This is a genomic window from Emticicia sp. TH156 (assembly GCF_002855535.1).
Classification (GTDB): domain Bacteria; phylum Bacteroidota; class Bacteroidia; order Cytophagales; family Spirosomataceae; genus Emticicia; species Emticicia fluvialis.
The window spans coordinates 26,139-42,977 of sequence record NZ_PKRS01000004.1; the positions used below are offsets into that span (position 1 = coordinate 26,139).

Here is a 16,839-nt window from a genome sequence, read left to right on the forward strand (position 1 = left end):
CTGACTTAATATGCGCCAGCTAAAAATTAGTAAGCAAATTACCAATCGCGAGAGCCAATCTCTCGATAAATATCTACAAGAAATTGGTAAGGTAGATTTGCTGACTCCTGATGAGGAAGTAATACTTGCTCAAAAAATCCGTGACGGAGACCAACTTTCACTGGAGCGCTTAACTAAAGCTAACCTTCGTTTCGTGGTTTCTGTTGCCAAGCAATATCAGAATCAGGGGCTTTCGTTGGGTGACTTAATCAATGAGGGTAACCTTGGGCTTATAAAAGCTGCACAAAGATTTGACGAAACCCGAGGTTTCAAATTCATTTCTTATGCAGTATGGTGGATTCGTCAGTCTATCCTGCAGGCATTGGCCGAGCAATCGCGTATTGTTCGTTTGCCACTCAACCGTGTGGGTTCATTGAATAAAATCTCTAAAACTTTCTCAGATCTTGAGCAAAAGTTTGAAAGAGAGCCTTCTCCGGAAGAATTGGCCGAGGTACTTGAAATTACAGCTGCCGAGGTTATTGATACACTTAAAATTTCAGGTCGCCACGTATCGGTAGATGCACCTTTTGTTCAGGGCGAAGAAAACAGCCTGTTAGACGTACTGGAAAACGACAGCGAAGAAAAACCAGACCAGGGTCTGATTAACGACTCGCTTCGCCGCGAGGTAATGAGAGCGCTTTCTACCCTTACACAACGTGAAGCCGAGGTAATAACCTATTATTTTGGTTTAAACGGTGAGCAGGCCATGACGTTGGAAGAGATTGGCGAGAAATTTAACCTGACACGCGAACGTGTTCGTCAGATTAAAGAAAAAGCCATCCGTCGTTTACGTCAAACCTCAAGAAGCAAAGCCCTTAAGGCTTACTTAGGCTAAAAATTACCTATTTTTTGAATATCAGAAAGGTACGATTCTCGTGCCTTTTTTTGTATAAAATGATGGCTATTCTGCAACCAATCCATAATATTGCCGAAATCTGTGCAAGAAAAAACGTAAAAACGGCTATTCTTTGCCCGGGTTCACGAAGTGCAGCGCTAACTATATCTATGGCGCGACACCCTGCCATAAAAACTTACAGCATCAGCGATGAGCGGTCGGCCGGCTTTATCGGTCTTGGCATTGCCCAAACTACCGGCGAAACCGTTTCGTTGGTTTGTACCTCAGGCACGGCAGCGTATAATCTGGCTCCGGCAGTGGCCGAAGCCTATTTTCAGGAGATTCCGCTACTGGTTTTAACGGCAGACCGCCCGACCGAGTGGATTCATCAGTATGACGGACAGACCATCTATCAGGAAAACATTTTTGGTAAACACGTTAAGAAGAGTTTTCAGCTTCCATCAGACTACAACCACCCTGATGCCGTTTGGCAAATAGAAAGAGTAGTAAACGAAGCCATTAATCTTTCTCAGGCCCAACCCAAAGGCCCTGTGCATATCAATGTGCCAATAAGAGAGCCCTTTTATCCTGCTGAGGGCGAGGTGGTGCAATTCAGCCGCCATGTCCGGATCATTGAACAGATTGCAACTACAAAAAAACTACCGAATAGTTTTTTTGAAACGTTTTACGATATCTGGAATCAATCTGGCAGAAAACTGATTATTGTTGGGCAGCAACAGAACGAAAAGTTAGGCGAGATACTTAAAAATATTTCTGATGAGTTTGGTATTCCGGTTCTGAGCGATGTTATTTCAAACGCCGGTTTTGAAGGGGCCATTACTGCGCATGATGTGTTTCTTTCTTCTAAAAATGAGGCATTTCTTGAGTCATTGGCGCCGGATTTACTCATTACCTGCGGTAAATCGGTTATTTCAAAGAATCTTAAGCTCTTTATACGTAAATACCAGCCGCGTTTTCATTTTCATGTGCAGGATAACCCTGACCTGACAGACCCGTTCCAGACACTTACCCATAAACTGGAAGTACAGGAGCAGTATTTCTTTGAAACGCTCTTCAGCGACCTTGACATTCAGAAATTCAAAGAGGGTGACGACGACGAAGACAGTTCGTATCTGGCACGCTGGCAGGCAGCTGATCGGTCGGCAGCAGTGAAACTGGATAAATTCCTGGCTGATACTACTTTCTCTGAGTTTAAGGCTTTAAAAACAACTATTGGGCAGCTTCCTGTGCATTCGGTATTTCATTTGGGCAACAGCATGCCTGTAAGATACGCCAATCTTATTGGCTTGCCAGCCAGCACGCATACATTGGTTTTTGCCAACAGAGGCACCAGTGGTATAGACGGCATATTGAGTTCGGCGGTTGGTAATGCTTTGGCGACAGATAAACTGGTAGTTTGTCTGATTGGAGACGTATCATTCTTTTATGACCGAAACGCGTTCTGGAACAACTATCTGCCTGCCAACCTGCGTGTGGTGCTGATAAATAACCAGGGAGGTAATATTTTCAGAATCATTGATGGCCCTAACAGACAGGCAGAGCTGAAAGACTACTTTGTAACACACCAGAACCTGAATGCCAAAAGAACCTGTGCCGATGCAGAAATAACTTATATGGCAGCCATTAATGAACAGGAGCTGAAAGCATTATTGCCCGATTTCTATGCAGAAGCCCCCAAACCCAAATTGCTGGAAATATTTGTGGATGGAGAAGTGAGCACACAAGTATTCAGAGATTATAAAAATCTATTTGCAGACTTCTCTTAAGCGCTGCTCAGATTTACTCTCGTTCAACTTTGCACCAGTTTGCCAGTATTGGCATGCTTTGGCTTTATTGCCGTTCAGCAATGAGGCTTCACCTAAATAGTAATTTATCAACTCAACACCCGGGTCGAGCCTCTCTGCCTTTTCAAAATTGGCCAGGGCTTTGCTATAGTTTTTACTCAGCAACTCATAAACACCCATATTTCTGATAGCCCAGGCATTATTGACTCCCAATGCTGATTCAATCAGTTGTTTGCCTTCAGGCAGTTTTCCGGTATTCAACAGGTAATATCCTTTATTATTTTTATACAAAACACTTTTGTTGATGGCAATGGCTTTATCAACCAGTTCAATAGCCTTGGTGAAGTTGCCTTCATTGGCATAAATCAGGCTCAGGTTATTCAGTGCGAAATCCTGTTTCGGGTTAATGGCTATGGCTTTTTCAAAATTCTGCTTGGCCAGGTTATATTCCTTTTGCTGATACTGAATAAAACCCGTGTTGGTTAATGCTTTATCATTTTCAGGCTGCAGTTGTAAAGCTTTCTGTAAAGCCTGTGTAGCCTCCGGGAAATTGCTTTTTTGTATCAGCGCATTGCTCAGTGTAACATAGTAGAAAGATGAATCCTTATAATACTTCTCAATAGATTTTAGTAAGGATATTGATTCATCTAATCCGTCGCTGTTCGATAAAGCCTCGGCCAGATTGTATTTAGCCAGCACGAAATCAGAATCTAGCGATACTGCCTTTTCGAAATCAGCAATGGCTCCGCCCAGATTGCCGGTAGCTAACTTAGCCATACCTCTGTTATTATAGGCATCGGCAAAGGTGGGGGTTTTCTCTATGGCCTCACTAAAAAAATCAATTGCCTTTTTATATTCTGCCTTTTTATAGGCTACATTGCCCTGAATAAAGAATAACTCAGCATCTTTTTCGTTTCTTGAGCAAGCAACCAAAAGTGCAACAGTACAGAAAGTAAATAACTTTATAAAAGTATTGAAAGTGTAATTCATATTAAAATAATAATAAGTAATATTGTTTTTTACCCGATTGCTTTTACAACAGGCAAAACTTGCGTAAAATTGTGCCTCAAAATTGAAACTTCATAAACAACAATGAAATTTATAAAAGAAATTCCGAATAATTACTGCAAGGCATCACTATATGCCTGGAACAACAAGTTTATTATTAAGTTTGAAGCAGGTATGTATGAACAGACTTATAAAGTAAGCGAATATGACATATCTGGTGAAGACGAAATTGAAGAAATGCTGGGCGATTCGTTTATGGAAAAGGTAGTGAAGCGTTTCAAAGATATGTCTGAAGACTTTGAGTTGATACTGGATTCGGTTGATTAAAAAAAGATAGGGTTCAAATCAGCTGATTTGAACCCTGTAATAATTTCTACTTTAATTTTTTATCCAAAGCCACTTCTTATATAGCATTTCTTGTTCAGGCGTTGGGTTAGCTACTTTTTCAAGTTTAAACTTAGCTGCCGGATTCGCCATCAGGGTTACGTCATAAGTAAATTCCCGGCCAAATCGTTTTACTTTCACTTTTACCACGTCTCCAACTTTTTTATCAGTAATATAATTGCCAACCGGATACTTGTTACCATCAACTTCCAGAATCTCATCATTTACGTTTAAACCTCCATCGTAAGCAGAAGCACCTTTCAAAACCGTGGTAATTTTATTGGTGTTAGGTGCCATGGTTACGCCAAAAAAAGGCGTTTTGGTATCATATTCTTTTACGGTTTTCAGGCCAACGTATTTAAAGAAAGCGTCGTAATCAATGGCATCGGTGCTCCAGACATATTTCTGAAAGAACGCTTGCATACTTTTGCCTGCCACTTTCTCGCAAGCCGCCTGAAACTCTTCATCTTTATAACCACGGCCCTGTTTGATGTAATACTCGCTCCAAAGTAATTTAAACACATCATCCAGGCTTTTCTGGCCTTTTGTTTCACCAATAATATATAAATTAATCAATCCACCTAAAACGCCACCTTTATTGTAATAAGAGATAGTGCTGTTGGCCGAGTTTTCGTTGGGGCGATAATACTTAATCCAGGCGTCCCAGCTTGCTTCAGCTACCGACTGTACCAGCTGGCCTGGTTGGTTTTCAATGCCTGTAATAGAAAAGGCTGTTCTATCTTCAAATTCTTTTGGAGTAATAAGGCCCGCTCTTAGCAAAATGTGGTTCTGATAAAATGACGTAAACCCCTCTGCTACCCAAAGCATGTGGGTATAGTTCTCGTTGTCATAATCAAATGGCCCAAGAGCAATTGGTCTGATACGCTTTACATTCCACAAGTGAAAATACTCATGGGCTATCAGGCCCATAAAACCTTTAAAGCCTGCCTCACTGGCGTAAGCATTTGGTGATGTCTGACAGGTTGTAGAGTTGAGGTGTTCAAGCCCGCCACCAATACCCGGCAGGTGATGTATAATAAAGGTGTAATCTTTACAGGGGTGCACACCCACAACTGTAGCCGCTGCTTCGGTTACTTTCTTGTACGCCTCTGTTACTTTTTGCTCGTCATATTGCAGCGGGCCGTTGCTATACATGGCTACCGAATGCGGAATGTTCTGAATCTGGAAAGTAAGCACCTTGTGTGTTCCAATTTCAATGGGGCTGTCAACCACCATATCAAAGTCGGGGGCAAAGAACGTGTTTTCAGCACCGCTTACCTTCTTTAGGCCTGTTGAGATGGAGTTCCAGCCGGTATAAGGCTTAATAGCAATTGTAGACGGATATTTTTTCAGCTGCGGCACATACATAAATACACTGGCGCCGTTCAGATAACCGTGGGTGTCGTCCAGAAAACTGGTGCGTACGCTTAGCTCAAAAGCATAAACTTTATAGTTTACTGTCACCTCGTTAGCGCCATTGGTATAAACGCGCCACGTATTTTTATTAATTTTTTCGGCCTTTACTTTTCTGGCGTCGGCTATTGCTTCAAAGCCTTCCACGTTTTTGGCGTACTCACGCACCAGGTATGAACCGGGCGTCCAGACAGGCATTTTAAAATCAACATACGCTTTTTGGGCAAGTTCTTTTATTTTCCTGATGTTGGACAGCTTCATACTTACCTCAAAATAGTGAGTCGACGGGCGGCTCATCGATAGTGAGTAGCTGATATGGGTGGTTTGCGCATTGAGATAAGAAAAAGATAATAAAGCGAAGATTAAAATGAGAAGAAATGATTTTTTTTTCATTTTGTCAATGGGTTATTTGATTTGTTGATGTAAGAAAACAATTTTTTTTTCTGACATACGTTTTTTGCTTGAAATTACTTCTATTTTTCTTCTTTCACAAAAAATGACATTCTCTTTGGATTAAACTTTTATCTTTCAGATTGTTAATTTTTACTTTCAATAGCTACCTTTGGTCATAAATGATCTGAGCACTTTTGCTATCGGTATTACTAACCCCAAATATTGACTCTTAAAAATATTCCCCCGGGGGTTGGGGAATTTCAGACCCTATGAAAAAGACGTTATTCTTTAGCACCGTCTCCTGCTTACTAAACATGGGCATTGAGTCTTTCGCCCAAAACACAATGGCCTACACCGACCCGGAATCTTATTACCATAAGGGTGTAGAACTTTTTCAGAAAAAAGTATATGCTCCGGCACGTGAAGAATTCAGGCATTACATTCAAGCAACCCAAAAGACCCTGAATGCCAATGAGTTTAACCTTACCAATGCCGAGTATTATGCAGCGTTATCGGGGCTTTATACTAAAAATCCGGATGCCGATATTGAAATCGAGCGATTTGTGATTAACCATTCAGACCACCCCAAAGCCAAAATTATTTTTGGCGACCTGGGCAATTATTTCTATGCCGAAGGCGACTACAAGCGGGCTATTCATTATTTTGAGAAAGCATCGGCTGAAAACCCGGCATCAGAACAAAACATTGAGCTGAAGTATAAGCTGGCTGTATCTTACTACCTCATTAACGACTTCGCCAAAGCGCTTCCTGTATTCAATGAGGTTAAGACGGTAGACTCTGAGTTCTCGGCGCATGCTTACTATTATGCCGGCGTAATTAATTACAAAAACGAAAATTATGAAGCTGCCCTGGCAGACCTGAAACAGGTTGAAAACATGGCGCCCTATAAAACTGAAGTACCCAACTGGATAGCCAATATTTTATACGTTTCTAAAAAATACGACCAGCTACTGGCCTACACAGAGCCTATTTTAGAAAAACCCAATGGCCGAAAAATAGACGATATGTGTCTGGTAACGGCAGAGGTTTGCTATTTCAGAGATGATTTCACCAAAGCCGCCAGATATTATGAACGTTACAAAACTTTCAGAAAAGGCTCGGTATCCAATCAGGTAGCTTTCAGGCACGCTTACAGCCTATACAAGACCGAAAACTATGCTAAGGCCATAGAAAACTTTAAAAAAATTGCTACACAGAATAACGAACTGGGCCAGCAGGCTGCCTATTACCTTGGTATTTCATCATTAAAGGTAAACGACCTGAACAGCGCCCTGGCAGCTTTTGAAAGAGCCAAAAGCAGTAATTTTGATAAAATTATCCAGGAGGAGGCACTTTTTAACTATGCAAAAGTGGCCATTGATATGGGTAACAGCCAGCAAGGCCTTACCGAACTGCAAAACTACCTGAAAATTTACCCCACCGGCAAGTATGAAGATGAGGCCAGCGAATTGATGAGCGAGGTAATGTTTGAAGCCAATAATTACATACAGGCTATTGCTTATATTGAAGGTTTGAAAAAACGCACCCCTAAGCTCAATGAGGCATACCAACGCCTGGCTTACGGGCAGGGAGTGCTTGACTTTAACGCTGAAAGATTTACCAAAGCCATTGAGTTTTTTGAAAAGTCGCTTAAACAACCGGTTAACAATGAGTTAAGACAAAATGCCACGTTCTGGAAAGCTGAGGCGGCCTATGCTGCCAAATTACCTGAAACGGCTGGTTTGTACCGGGATGTGCTAAACGGCAATTTCAGTAGCGAACTGAAACAGAAAAGCAAATATGCTCTTGGATACCTGCACTACAACAATAAAGAATACAAACAGGCAGGCAGCTACTTTAAAGACTACCTGAAAGCCCCAAAAACAGAGGCAAACCGCCAGAATTATGAAGATGCCATTGTAAGAATAGGCGACTGCAACCTGGCTGATAAAAACTACGATGAAGCCATTAAGTATTATGACCTGGCGATAAGAGATAATCGTACCGAGAAAGACTATGCCTTGTATCAAAAAGCGCTTACACTAACCTTTGTAGGCAGAAATCAGGAAGCGCTTCAACTCTTTGACCGTGTATCGGCACAGTATCCTAATTCAAGACTGGTTGACGACGCCTGGTTTCAGAATGCCTCTCTTGAGCTTGACAAAGGCAACTACCAGAATGCTGTAAACCTCTTGAGCCGCATGGTGCGCGAGCGCCCAAAGAGCAATTTAATACCACAGGCACTTATGAAACGTGCATTGGCCTATGGTAACCTTAAAAACTATGAAGCTGCGCTAAACGATTACAAAGTAATTGTAATGCGCTACGGAAAAACAGATGTTGCAGAAAACGCACTTCTGGGTCTGCAAGAAACCCTCAATACTTTGGGCAGGTCTGAAGAGTTTTCGGCAGTGGTTGAAGAATACAAGAAGGGTAACCCCGGTAGTGGCTCTGTTGAGGGTCTTGAATATGAAACCGCCAAGAATCTGTACCTGAATGAAAAATATGCAAGTGCGGTATCGGCACTTCAAAAATTCATTGCCGGTTATCCGGGTAGTACCAATGCCTTTGAAGCCAAATACTATCTGGCTGATGCCTACTATATGCAGAACGACAAAACCAATGCACTGAAATTCTATAATCAGGTAATAAGCGATAACCGCACCAGCTATGTAACCAAATCGGCATTGCGGGTGGCCAGCATTGAGTCGGCAGCCAAAAACTATAAAAATGCCATAACGGGTTACCGCGCTGTTATTTTGTCATCTTCCAACAAACGTGATATAGTAACAGCCTGGCAAGGCCTGGCAGAAGCCTATAACCTGAGCGGTAAACAAGACTCTACCATTTACTTTGCCCGAGAGATTATCAACAACGGCGGTAACATTGTAATGGGGGCTTCTAATAAAGCGCAACTGTATATAGGCAAAGCGTATATGGGTAAAAATGATTTAACCAGAGCAGAAGAAGAGTTTAGAAAAACCATAGCGCTGGCTAAAGACGTTAACGGGGCAGAAGCCCTGTATCTGATAGGAGAAATGCAGTATCGTTCTAAAAAATACAAAGAGTCAATAAAAACAATACAGGAACTTGCCCAGGACTTCTCGGATTTTCTGGTTTGGTATGAAAAAGGGTTCTTCCTGATTACAGACAACTATATTGCTATGAACGATTACTTTATGGCCAAAGCAACGTTGAAATCGATTATCGAAAACTCAGAGACCACAGAAACGGTTGCACTAGCTAAAAAAAGACTGAAAGAAATTGAAAATAAAGAGTAAAACACAGGCAATTGCCTGATTATTTTTCAAACATTTTAAAGTATTTCTCCATGAAATTCAAGATACAAACGCTTATTAAAAATATTTATAACCTGTTACTAATAACCGCGCTGGGTTTGGTAGCTATGCCTGCTCTGGCACAGCTTGACGACGACGTGGTGATTACCAAAGACCGGAAGGTTGAGCTACCACCTGCCAACCGTGTTTTTGAGAAAATACCTGCGCTTAAACCTACATCAGAAGAAAAAACCATGCGTTACACGTTCTTCGACCGTAAACCCAAAGGTGTAGAAGAAGTAAAGTTTAACCCCAACGTTGTGGCGCCAGAAGGTACCAAAAACAATGAAGAGCTTGAAACTTACAACAACTACGCTACCCTGGGGGCGGGTAATTACGGCCGTTTGCTGGGCGAAGTATTTCTAAATTCTAATCAGGAAAACAACCTCATTATTGGTGTGCATGCTTATCATAACTCTACCGCGCGCGGGCCGGTTGATGATAAAAACTCATCTAACATGTATAGTAAAGCCGAAATAACGGGTAAGTATCTGGCAGAGAAGTTTCAGTTGAATGCCGGATTGAACTACAACCGCGACCAATACTATTTTTACGGCTACCGACGCCCACGGGAAGACCTTGACCGCAAGGATATCCGGCAGGTATTAAATACAGTTCAGTTTAATGTCGGTTTTGAAAACACCGCTCCGAACGCAAGAGTTGACTACGGCATTAAAACCTACATCCGTTCATTAAAGAATATTTATGAGGCTCAGGAAACCGACTGGGGGTCTAGCTTCAGGGCCTATTTCCCGATTATTACTGAAAAATTTGTTGCCGGTGTTGATGCAGAAGCTTATGTTACCCAAAGAACCGACGATGTGGTTGACAAAAGAAATTTGTTTAGAGTTACACCCACTTTTAAACTTAATTTCCGCAATTTCGGAGCCAATATAGGTTTTAAGGCGGTAAATGAGTTTGACGAAGTAAAGAAAATCAACCGCACAATGGGTTTCCCTATGGTAGAGCTTATCTACAAACACAAGGGCATGCTTTTCTTTTATGCAGGGCTTGATGGAGACATTATCAGAAACACCCTTGGGTCAATGCTGAACGAGAACCCTTATTTAAAGTCGCGGGTGTCGTTATTGAATACCGAAAAAAACAAGGAAATTTACATTGGTACCAAAGGCGATTTGAGTAAAGGCTTAAGCTATAACCTCAGAGCCGCCACCGGAAATTACAAAAACCTGTATTTCTTCAATAATTATTCGCCTGATTTTGGCGATGCTCTGGGCGACACCGCCAAGTTTAACATTCTTTACGAAACCGAAAGCACCCGTTACTACAATGTAACGTTACAGCTAAACTACCAGCTGGCAGAAGTATGGCGTACCAATCTGAAAGTTGATTATAATAACTATGAAACCAAAGCGTACGAAAAACCTTTTCATCGCCCGGCTGTTATAACCAAATGGGGCAATAGTTTTTTTGTTACAGACAAGTTTCTGGCCAATCTTGATTTATACTATTTCGGAAAAACATTTGCCAAAAATCCAACCACCGATGCCATTGTTACCAACAAAGACATAGTTGATGTGAATACTGAGTTTGACTACCTGTTCAGCAAACAATTTACTGCCTTTGTTAAGCTAAATAACCTGTTAGGGAGAAAGTACGAACGATTCTTATATTATCCGCAACAGGGTTTAAATTTTCTTGTGGGAGTCAACTTTTCATTTTAATTTAGCATAAAAGATAGCCCCCAAATACAAGTTAAGCCTTATGAAACCTGTTGCAGAATACATCAGAACGCTGCTTTTTGAGCATGATTATGTGGCGGTTCCGAACTTCGGAGCATTTATTGCCAACTACATGCCTTCCAGTTTGAATGATATCAGCGGTTCGCTTATGCCACCGCAGAAAAAAATTGCGTTCAATGAAATTTTGAAGCATGACGACGGGCTATTGGCCACTTATATATCAAGAAGAGAAAGCGTTACCATAGATGAAGCCAAAAGAACCATTCAGAATTTCGTATCTGAAATTAAAGGTTCTCTTGCAAGCCAAAGGGCATTTCATTTTGAAAGAATTGGCAATTTCTCGTTAAATGAAGAAAACAATCTGGTTTTCGACCCAGACCGCCGTCATAACTTTTTTAGTGAAAGCTTTGGGTTTGATAGCATTTTCCCTCGTACGGTAGATAAGCCCAGCTATTCCATGAGTCAGACATTTGATGTAGACGATGAACTGGTAATGGAAAAAGAATCGTACACCAGTACAGACGGCACATTTAAATGGAAATACGTTTTATATACTGTGCCGGTACTCTTGGTTTCTATGGGTCTTTTCTTGGTTTTGTTATCAAGAACAGAAAAAACAGAAGCTCCGGCCAGAAGCAGTTTTAATCCTTTAGATTATCTACCCAAAAAGACGTTAGTTGTCAAACAGCCGGATGCAATTGCAAATAAAGATTCAATTGCCCAGCAGATAATTAAACCAGAGGCAGACAGCACCTGGGGCGCTACCGAAGCCACGGCAATTGAAGCGCCATTAAAAAATGTACCTATTGAAACCAAACCTGTTGAAAAACCCATTGAGGTTTCTAAAACACTTGTAGAAACGCCTGCAATAAATAGTATTGAAAAACGTTATATGATTGTTTCAGGGATATTTAAAAATAAAGAAAACGTAAAAAAACTCAGCGCCAGTTTACTTAAAAACGGCTTTTCGCCAAGAGTAATAGAAATCAACGGGCTGATGAAAGTGGTAGCTGCCGAAGCAGACTCGATGGAAGAAGCCAATGCCATAGCAGATAAACATCAGAAACTGATTGGAGAAAAACCAGCTATTATTAAAAGTAAATAAGGGTTTTCTATATATTTATAACCTGTAAGCCATACTTACAGGTTTTTTTGTAGCTGATTGTACATAATTAACCGATATTATTGATGCAAACCACATCACTCACAGAAGACAACAAAAAGACGCAATCGCAGGCATTTGTGATAAGCATTATTATTTATGGTGCTTTCCTGACGCTTCTGTTCTTTCTGAAGCTTATTTACACACCACCAGAAGAACCCGAAGGGGTAGAACTCAATTATGGTATTGACCTGGTGGGTGCCGGAGACCTGCAAACTACCAATAAGGCTAATGAGTCGCCCAATAACTATGATGTGAAACCGGCAGCCAATGAAGAGGCGTCTAAGCCGGTAAAAGTAAAACCCGTAGTAAGCCCGCCACCGGTAGTTGAAAAACCAGCCAAAGTGGTAGTAAAAGAAACTCCGGCCAGACCCGTCGTAACGGCCGATGAAGAAAGCCCGGTTACCGCCAAAACAAACGATAAACCCGTTAAAAAAACAGAAGTAAAACCGATAGTAAAACCAAGCCCTGTTGAAACCAAAACCGTAGCCCCCAAACCAGAGCCTGTGCAGCCTGAAACACCTAAAAGAACGGTAGATAATGGCTCACTGTTTAAAAAGGGTTCTAAAGGCACTGCAGGCGCCAACGGAGCCAGTTCTAACTCTAATGGTACTATTGGCACACGAGACGGCATTGGCGGTAATAACAACGGTGATGGCAAGCCCGGTGAAGTTGGAGACAAAGGAGACCCCAGAGGAACCCTGGAAGGCAAAAGCCTTTATGGTAACCCCGGCAAAGGTGGCTCAGGGGCTTCAATTGGTGGTTTAAGTGGCTGGAATAAAAAGAAATTGTCTTTGCCTAATGATGGCTCAAGCGAAACCGGAAGAATTGTTTTCAGCGTAACTGTAGATGACACCGGAGACGTGGTGGCCATTAAAGTAAACGAATCTACCGTTAGCCCTTCGGTGCAGAATTTTTATAAGAATTATATTCAGAAAAACCTGGGTTCATTTCTTACACCAGAAGGCACAGCGCCTCCCAGAGCTACCGGGACTATCACCATTAATATCAGGTCGGGCAACTAACGCATAATAATTGCCGAATCTTTATTAATTTTGCAAAAATCTTTAAAAGGTGATTTTACAATCACCTTTTTTTATTGTCGATGAACTACGAAGAAACCATCCATTACCTGTATGCCATGCTGCCGGTTTTTCACCGCGAAGGAGCGAAGGCATTTAAGCCCAATCTGGATAATATTATCGCATTGTGTGAATATCTGGGTAATCCTCAGCAGCAATTCAGGAGCATTCATATAGCAGGTACTAATGGTAAAGGCAGTACGTCGCATTACATGGCTTCTGTTCTGCAATGTGCAGGTTATAAAACAGGGCTTTATACATCGCCACATTTAAAAGATTACACCGAAAGATTCAGAATAAATGGAAAATCTATTCATAAAGCGAATGTAATTTCATTTGTAGAAACCCATCAGGCTTTTATTGAACAACTGAGGCCGTCGTTCTTTGAACTGAGCGTAGCGCTGGCTTTTGATTTTTTTGCCCGCGAAAAAGTTGACATAGCCGTTATTGAAGTGGGCCTGGGTGGCAGGCTTGACTCCACCAATGTCATTCATCCGGAACTGTGTATAATAACCAATATCGGTTTCGACCACATGGATATTCTCGGAGACACGCTTCCAAAAATTGCCACCGAAAAAGCCGGAATCATAAAGCCGGGTGTACCTGTTGTGATATCAGAAAGACATGAAGAAACCGAAGCAGTGTTTATTTCAAAGGCTGCGCAGGCCGGAGCACCCATTTATTTTGCAGAAGACTTTTTTACGGTTGAGGAATCAAAGACAGGCCAGGATAGCTTGAAGCTGCTAACAGACGTAAGAGATAAAAACAGACAGATAGTTTTTGAGCGTTTGGAATCTCAGCTGATAGGCAACTATCAATTAAAAAACCTTACAGGTGTTTTTAAAGCAATTGACTTGCTGCAAACAAAAGGCTTCGTTATCAGTAATAAAGCCATTGCCGCCGGTATAGCAGAAGTAGTAACACTTACCGGCCTGAAAGGTCGCTGGCAGGTATTGAACAGCCAACCACTGACCGTTTGTGACACCGGTCATAATGAACATGGCCTTAAAATCATTCTACGGCAGATAGAGAAGTTGTTTGCAACCGGGCTTGTAAGCGGCCGGAAACACTTTGTGTTAGGCTTTGTAAAGGATAAAAATGTGGCAGACATACTGGCTTTGTTTCCCGTAGATGCGAACTATTATTTTTGTCAGGCCGATTCGCCCAGGGCTTTAGATGCGCATAATTTGGCAGAAACCGCGCGGTCGTCAGGTTTAACCGGCCAGGTTATTCCAGATGTTAATGCAGCACTTAAAACAGCCAGAGACGCTGCCCAAAACAACGACTTTATCTATATTGGTGGCAGTACATTTGTAGTTGCAGAGTTAAATGAGTTATAACTATCAATACTTTTTATATTTTTTAAAAACAGAAAAAACTTAATCTGTATTGTTTTTATAAAAAGTATTTAGCGCATTGAATAGGTTATGTACCCCAAAAACGTCTGAAATTGCAACATTTAAGGTATTCAAATTAGATTTTATAAAGATTAATAATATTAACAATACTTTTATAAAGTATCAATTAAAATAAATAGGATAGTGGCAAGACAAAAATTACCGAGGTTTATACATAATGCCCAGGCAGAAAATGTAATTGAAAGAGGCAAAGAGCTTTACACAACCATTAAAGGCCGCTGGAGGGAGATATATTTTAAAAACAATAACCCAATTGTGCTTGAACTGGCCTGCGGTAAAGGTGAATATACTGTTGGACTGGCCAGGCAGTTTCCGGATAAAAACTTTATAGGAATTGATATAAAGGGCGACAGAATTGCCCGTGGAAGCAAGCGAGCCATTGAAAACAACCTGAGTAATGTGGCTTTTTTGCGCACACCTATCAATTTTCTGGAAGAATTTTTTGAAGAAAACGAAGTTGACGAAATTTGGTTAATACACCCGGACCCTCAGCCGCGCGACAAAGAAGAAAAGAAGCGATTGACGAATCCGGCATTTCTGGCACTCTATAAAAAGATTCTGAAGCCTGACGGCAACTTCTTCTTCAAGACAGATAACAGCGGTTTGTTTGAATACTCACTGGGCACTATTCCTGAAGCCGGCTTCACTATCCTTCGCCAAACCACCGATTTATATGAATCGAACCTACTGGCCGAACATTACGACATTGTAACGCATTACGAAAGGCTATTTGTAGAGAAAGGCTTTAAAATCAATTACCTGGCCGCCAGGCCATAAAATAAAAGGCCTGCTCAATGAAATGAACAGGCCTTTTTTTAAGCATACAATATCTACCTACTAGATAAGTGTTGCAAAGTATTTTACGGTTCTAACCAATTGGCTAACGTAGCTCATTTCGTTATCATACCAGCTAATGGTTTTCACCAGTTGTTTATCACCAACGGTAACAACTTTGGTTTGGGTGGCATCAAACAAACTTCCGTAAGTGATACCAATGATATCGCTACTTACAATTTCATCTTCATTATAGCCAAAGCTTTCATTGCTTGCTGCTTTCATTGCGGCGTTAACCTCTTGCAATGTAACAGTTTTTTCAAGAACAACTGTCAACTCTGTTAAGCTACCAGTAATAGTTGGTACACGTTGCGCACCACCATCCAGTTTACCTTTCAACTCAGGCAATACAAGGCCAATTGCTTTTGCAGCACCAGTACTGTTAGGTACAATGTTGGCTGCGGCAGCCCTTGCTCTGCGTAGATCGCCTTTTGGATGCGGCGCATCGAGTGTATTTTGGTCGTTAGTGTAGGCGTGAACGGTTGTCATGCTTCCAAGCACAATACCAAAGTTATCATTAAGGGCTTTTGCCATCGGAGCCAGACAGTTGGTAGTACAACTTGCACAACTGATGATGGTTTCGCTACCGTCAAGAATGCTGTGGTTTACGTTGTACACAATCGTCTTAAGGTCACCGGTTGCAGGTGCACTGATGATTACTCTTTTAGCGCCGGCAGTTAAGTGGGCAGCGGCTTTATCTTTATCAGTAAAGAATCCTGTACATTCAAGTACAACATCTACTTCATGAGTACCCCAAGGAATCTCAGCCGGATTTCTTTGCGCATAGATTTTAATTTCTTCACCATTTACTATTACGCTATTGTCAGTAGACTTTACTTCGGCATCAAATCGACCCTGGGCACTATCATATTTTAGTAAATGAGCTAGTACCGAAGGACTCGTTAAATCGTTAATCGCAACTACATCAATTCCTTCCATGTTGTAAATCTGGCGATAGGCAAGTCTACCAATTCGGCCAAATCCATTAATAGCTACTTTAATTTTAGACATTTTAAAATATATTGGTTTAAGTGGTACGATTTTGCAAGTTAAGAAGATTTTTTCTATTCACGAAAAGAGAGCTTATTTTAAGGATTAAATATTGGTAATATTCAATGAAAGCTTCCTTAAATGCGAACGCCAACAGGTAAACCCCAGGCCAAAATAGCTTTACTTACAATAAAACTGCAATCTAATTTTTCATTCATCTATACGTAAACCTCAATTTTAACGGCATAAAAGAAAAACTTTCATTTTTAAAACTGAGATAAATTTCGTATATTAGGTAAAACGGGCATTTAGGTATTAAACCCAAACAAGGTTTTAGAATTAATCGCTAAAGATACAATTAATTACAGCTGTATTTAGTTCAGTAAAATTCATTTTTAATCAATCAGTTAATGATATGAAACCAATTAAACATTA

12 protein-coding genes are annotated in these 16,839 nt (G+C 41.1%); 9 read left to right on the forward strand and 3 right to left on the reverse strand.

Annotation, left to right across the window (positions count from 1 at the left end):
- Positions 1–10: 10 nt before the first annotated feature.
- Complete coding sequence (locus tag C0V77_RS08685; protein ID WP_101725972.1) at positions 11–874, forward strand: RNA polymerase sigma factor RpoD/SigA; 864 nt, start codon at positions 11–13, stop codon at positions 872–874.
- Between the two features lie 14 nt (positions 875–888).
- Positions 889–2,661: a 2-succinyl-5-enolpyruvyl-6-hydroxy-3-cyclohexene-1-carboxylic-acid synthase gene (gene menD, locus C0V77_RS08690; protein ID WP_229236243.1), complete on the forward strand. Its 1,773-nt coding sequence runs from the start codon at positions 889–891 to the stop codon at positions 2,659–2,661.
- On the opposite strand, the gene C0V77_RS08695 is transcribed toward menD, so the two are convergent.
- Positions 2,641–3,669, reverse strand: coding sequence for a tetratricopeptide repeat protein (locus tag C0V77_RS08695; RefSeq protein ID WP_101725973.1), 1,029 nt, complete (start codon positions 3,667–3,669; stop codon positions 2,641–2,643). The genes menD and C0V77_RS08695 overlap by 21 nt on opposite strands.
- A 102-nt stretch (positions 3,670–3,771) precedes the next feature.
- On the opposite strand from C0V77_RS08695, the gene C0V77_RS08700 reads away from it, so the two are divergent.
- Positions 3,772–4,014, forward strand: a complete 243-nt coding sequence (locus tag C0V77_RS08700) for a hypothetical protein (protein ID WP_101725974.1) — start codon at positions 3,772–3,774, stop codon at positions 4,012–4,014.
- A 51-nt stretch (positions 4,015–4,065) separates the two neighbouring features.
- Here C0V77_RS08700 and C0V77_RS08705 read toward each other — a convergent pair whose 3' ends face one another.
- Positions 4,066–5,877, reverse strand: coding sequence for a M61 family metallopeptidase (locus C0V77_RS08705; protein WP_101725975.1), 1,812 nt, complete (start codon positions 5,875–5,877; stop codon positions 4,066–4,068).
- Between the two features lie 269 nt (positions 5,878–6,146).
- Here C0V77_RS08705 and C0V77_RS08710 point away from each other — a divergent pair, with 269 nt between their 5' ends.
- From C0V77_RS08710 to trmB, 6 genes are all read left to right on the forward strand, one after another.
- The gene (locus C0V77_RS08710) at positions 6,147–9,158 is read left to right on the forward strand and encodes a tetratricopeptide repeat protein (protein ID WP_101725976.1); all 3,012 of its coding nucleotides are present in this window, start codon (positions 6,147–6,149) and stop codon (positions 9,156–9,158) included.
- Positions 9,159–9,208: 50 nt separating this feature from the next.
- Positions 9,209–10,900 (forward strand): hypothetical protein, encoded by a 1,692-nt coding sequence (locus C0V77_RS08715; RefSeq protein WP_101725977.1) that lies wholly within the window; start codon positions 9,209–9,211, stop codon positions 10,898–10,900.
- 40 nt (positions 10,901–10,940) lie between these two features.
- Positions 10,941–12,023, forward strand: coding sequence for an SPOR domain-containing protein (locus C0V77_RS08720; protein WP_101725978.1), 1,083 nt, complete (start codon positions 10,941–10,943; stop codon positions 12,021–12,023).
- Between the two features lie 83 nt (positions 12,024–12,106).
- Positions 12,107–13,105: a hypothetical protein gene (locus tag C0V77_RS08725; protein WP_101725979.1), complete on the forward strand. Its 999-nt coding sequence runs from the start codon at positions 12,107–12,109 to the stop codon at positions 13,103–13,105.
- Positions 13,106–13,185: 80 nt separating this feature from the next.
- The gene (locus C0V77_RS08730) at positions 13,186–14,502 is read left to right on the forward strand and encodes a folylpolyglutamate synthase/dihydrofolate synthase family protein (protein WP_101725980.1); all 1,317 of its coding nucleotides are present in this window, start codon (positions 13,186–13,188) and stop codon (positions 14,500–14,502) included.
- Positions 14,503–14,703: 201 nt separating this feature from the next.
- A complete protein-coding gene (gene trmB / locus C0V77_RS08735; protein ID WP_101725981.1) occupies positions 14,704–15,357 on the forward strand; it encodes a tRNA (guanosine(46)-N7)-methyltransferase TrmB in 654 nt (217 codons plus the stop codon).
- Between the two features lie 60 nt (positions 15,358–15,417).
- Here the strand turns inward: trmB and gap are convergent, their stop codons facing one another.
- Entirely contained in the window at positions 15,418–16,425 is a 1,008-nt protein-coding gene (gene gap, locus C0V77_RS08740) for a type I glyceraldehyde-3-phosphate dehydrogenase (protein WP_101725982.1), read from the reverse strand.
- Positions 16,426–16,839: the final 414 nt, after the last annotated feature.

Excerpts from the sequence above, each read along its gene's own strand:
- gap (WP_101725982.1), bottom strand. The coding sequence starts at position 16,425 with ATGTCTAAAATTAAAGTAGCTATTAATGGATTTGGCCGAATTGGTAGA.
- C0V77_RS08705 (WP_101725975.1), bottom strand. The coding sequence starts at position 5,877 with ATGAAAAAAAAATCATTTCTTCTCATTTTAATCTTCGCTTTATTATCT.
- C0V77_RS08715 (WP_101725977.1), top strand. The coding sequence starts at position 9,209 with ATGAAATTCAAGATACAAACGCTTATTAAAAATATTTATAACCTGTTA.
- C0V77_RS08700 (WP_101725974.1), top strand. The coding sequence starts at position 3,772 with ATGAAATTTATAAAAGAAATTCCGAATAATTACTGCAAGGCATCACTA.
- C0V77_RS08730 (WP_101725980.1), top strand. The coding sequence starts at position 13,186 with ATGAACTACGAAGAAACCATCCATTACCTGTATGCCATGCTGCCGGTT.
- C0V77_RS08685 (WP_101725972.1), top strand. The coding sequence starts at position 11 with ATGCGCCAGCTAAAAATTAGTAAGCAAATTACCAATCGCGAGAGCCAA.
- C0V77_RS08695 (WP_101725973.1), bottom strand. The coding sequence starts at position 3,669 with ATGAATTACACTTTCAATACTTTTATAAAGTTATTTACTTTCTGTACT.
- C0V77_RS08725 (WP_101725979.1), top strand. The coding sequence starts at position 12,107 with ATGCAAACCACATCACTCACAGAAGACAACAAAAAGACGCAATCGCAG.
- C0V77_RS08720 (WP_101725978.1), top strand. The coding sequence starts at position 10,941 with ATGAAACCTGTTGCAGAATACATCAGAACGCTGCTTTTTGAGCATGAT.
- C0V77_RS08710 (WP_101725976.1), top strand. The coding sequence starts at position 6,147 with ATGAAAAAGACGTTATTCTTTAGCACCGTCTCCTGCTTACTAAACATG.